The sequence below is a fragment of the Armatimonas sp. genome (genome assembly GCF_043760365.1).
Lineage (GTDB): Bacteria > Armatimonadota > Armatimonadia > Armatimonadales > Armatimonadaceae > Armatimonas.
Genome location: NZ_JAYUPA010000187.1, coordinates 1 through 2,142, shown reverse-complemented (window position 1 = coordinate 2,142; position 2,142 = coordinate 1). Strand labels below are relative to the sequence as shown.

General features: G+C 62.9%; 1 protein-coding gene and 2 pseudogenes. 2 read left to right on the top strand and 1 reads right to left on the bottom strand.

Annotated elements, in window-relative coordinates:
- Positions 1-1,199: pseudogene (locus ACH2EH_RS04645) on the bottom strand (cytochrome c); the annotation flags it as partial.
- A 75-nt stretch (positions 1,200-1,274) separates the two neighbouring features.
- Between ACH2EH_RS04645 and ACH2EH_RS04640 the strand changes: the two are divergent.
- Entirely contained in the window at positions 1,275-1,859 is a 585-nt protein-coding gene (locus tag ACH2EH_RS04640; RefSeq protein WP_395139411.1) for a hypothetical protein, read from the top strand.
- Positions 1,846-2,142: pseudogene (locus ACH2EH_RS04635) on the top strand (deoxyribose-phosphate aldolase); the annotation flags it as partial. The gene ACH2EH_RS04640 and the pseudogene ACH2EH_RS04635, both read left to right, overlap by 14 nt.

Below are 2,142 nucleotides of genomic sequence, written 5' to 3'. Positions count from 1 at the left end.
CGCTCCGAAATCGCATGGCCGCGCTGGATCGCCCGCCAGTTTTTCTTATCCCACTCGGTCACGGGCCTGGTAGGCGCACCGATGACAGGCTTTTCTTTAATCTCGGGCTGGGCGCGGCGGATCAGAAAGAGAAAGTCGGAGGCGACAAATTTATCGGGGCACAGGGTGCGGGCCGACGCATGACAGCCCAAACAAGACGAGCTCTCTTGCACAAAGCTCTCCATGGTGGTGTTGGCAAGGTAAGTCGGCTCGACACGGCTCCCTGGCGCGGGCCACTGCGCCCCAATCAGCTCGTAGTTTTGGAGCACGCTGTTCGTGCTGTGGAGCGCCTGCTGCTGTGCCCGATTAAGCTGCTGGAGCCGCGCCCGGAGCGGGCTCTCGCGGCGCACGAGGTTGGGAGTTCCTGGCTTTGTCTGCTTATTGCGGCGCTCCTCTAAGATCCCCGGTGCACAGAACGATGCGCCACTGCCCTCGGTGTTGCCCGTGTGCTCAAAGGTCGCCCAGACCCACTGCGGAGCCGAGGGCGTTTTCTGGACAATGTGCAGCCCCACTAATCCCATTTTACGCCGTCGCTTGCGCCCCGGCTTGCCGTTTTTCGTGTCAAAGACCACGCACTCGCGGGTGAGAAACTGCGCCTCCTCGCCCGGCTCCAGCTCGCGCCAGCTTGCCTTGATTGCCATCGCGCCATCGGGATACTGCACGCTCTCGGCTAGGACTTGCTGACGGCTGTCATAGAGTTTGTGGCTGCGGATATAGTCAAAGAGAATCTTATTAACCCGAACCTCGTAGCGCACGATATGCCCAAAGCGATCCGTGAGGGTGGCGGGCAGCGTGCCATCGCTCTGCACCGCCTGGAGCTTGTCCGTGAGATGGCGCTCCCTCGGAAGGGGGGCGTTCCAAGGCGCAGGCTCTACGCCGCCTGGTAAAAAAATCTCCTCGGGGGTCTTCCATGTCTCCCAGACCCGCAGGCCCTCGGCTCCAAAAGGCTTGTTGCTCTCTGGCTCCCCGCGCTGCTGTGGATTGGTTTGTGCGGGCCAGCTCAGCGCCACAAACTCGTCCCAGGCGAACGCATCGGCAGCGCGCTGAGTCTCCTGAACGTCCAGCCCTGCAAGACCACCGGGTACATCCGTCGGGACGGTCGGGCGAAGAGCCACCATTGCAAGAGCCACCATCGGCAAAAAAGCAGCGAGAAAGCGCATGAGAGTATTTTACCGCCCATATATCCCCCCCGTTGGACGGGGCTGGGGGGCTGGTTCCCACGGTACAATACCCACGTGAGTAATCAACCCCTTACCGTGGCCCTTCTGCGCCCGGATTCGACACGTCGCGAGGCAATGGCTCTCTGCGAGAAATATGCCCAGACGGCAGACTCGGTGTGCGTTCTGCCCACGTGGGTCGCGGATGTTTTGGAGAGTGAGCTTGAAGTGGCAACCGTGATCGGGTGGCCGTACGGGGCCGCGAACTCCCAGGCGCTTGGGGTGGAAGCGGCGATGGCGACGGCGGACGGGGCGCTGGAGCTAATTCTCTTTCCCAACCTCTCCGCGCTCAAGTCCGGCGCGGAGCTTCTCGTGGCTGATGCGGTGCAGACTGTGGTGGATGCCGCCGCGCCCGCCGGTGCCGAAGTGACACTCTGGCTGCCCTGGGAACAACTTCAGCCGCTAGAGCGCCAGTCGCTGGCACGCCTCGCCGTGGAGTGTGGGGCCAATGCGCTGCTTCTGCCCGTGGACGATGAAGAGTCTGCAAAAGCCCTGCGCGAGTTCCTCCCTGAGGAGATTGGGATGATTATCGCCTGCGCCGCGACCTCGCCCTCGGCGGCCTATGCGCATCGGCTCTGGAGCGAGTGGGATGGAAAGTCGTAACCCTGGAGCGCTGCTGGATCTAGAGTGGGTCGCTGAGACCCGCGTCAACCGCCCTGCTGTTGAGAGGCGCGTGGCTAGCCTTCCGGGCAGACGTAGCGTCAAGAAAGACTGGCAGGCCGCGTGGCTCCTGCGGGCGATCACCTGCATGGACCTCACTACGCTCGCGGGCGACGACACTCCCGGTAATGTCCGCCGCCTCTGTGCCAAGGCCCGCCAGCCCGTGCGCCAGGATATTTTAGACGCGCTCGACATGCCAAGAATCACGGTCGGTGCCGTCTGTGTC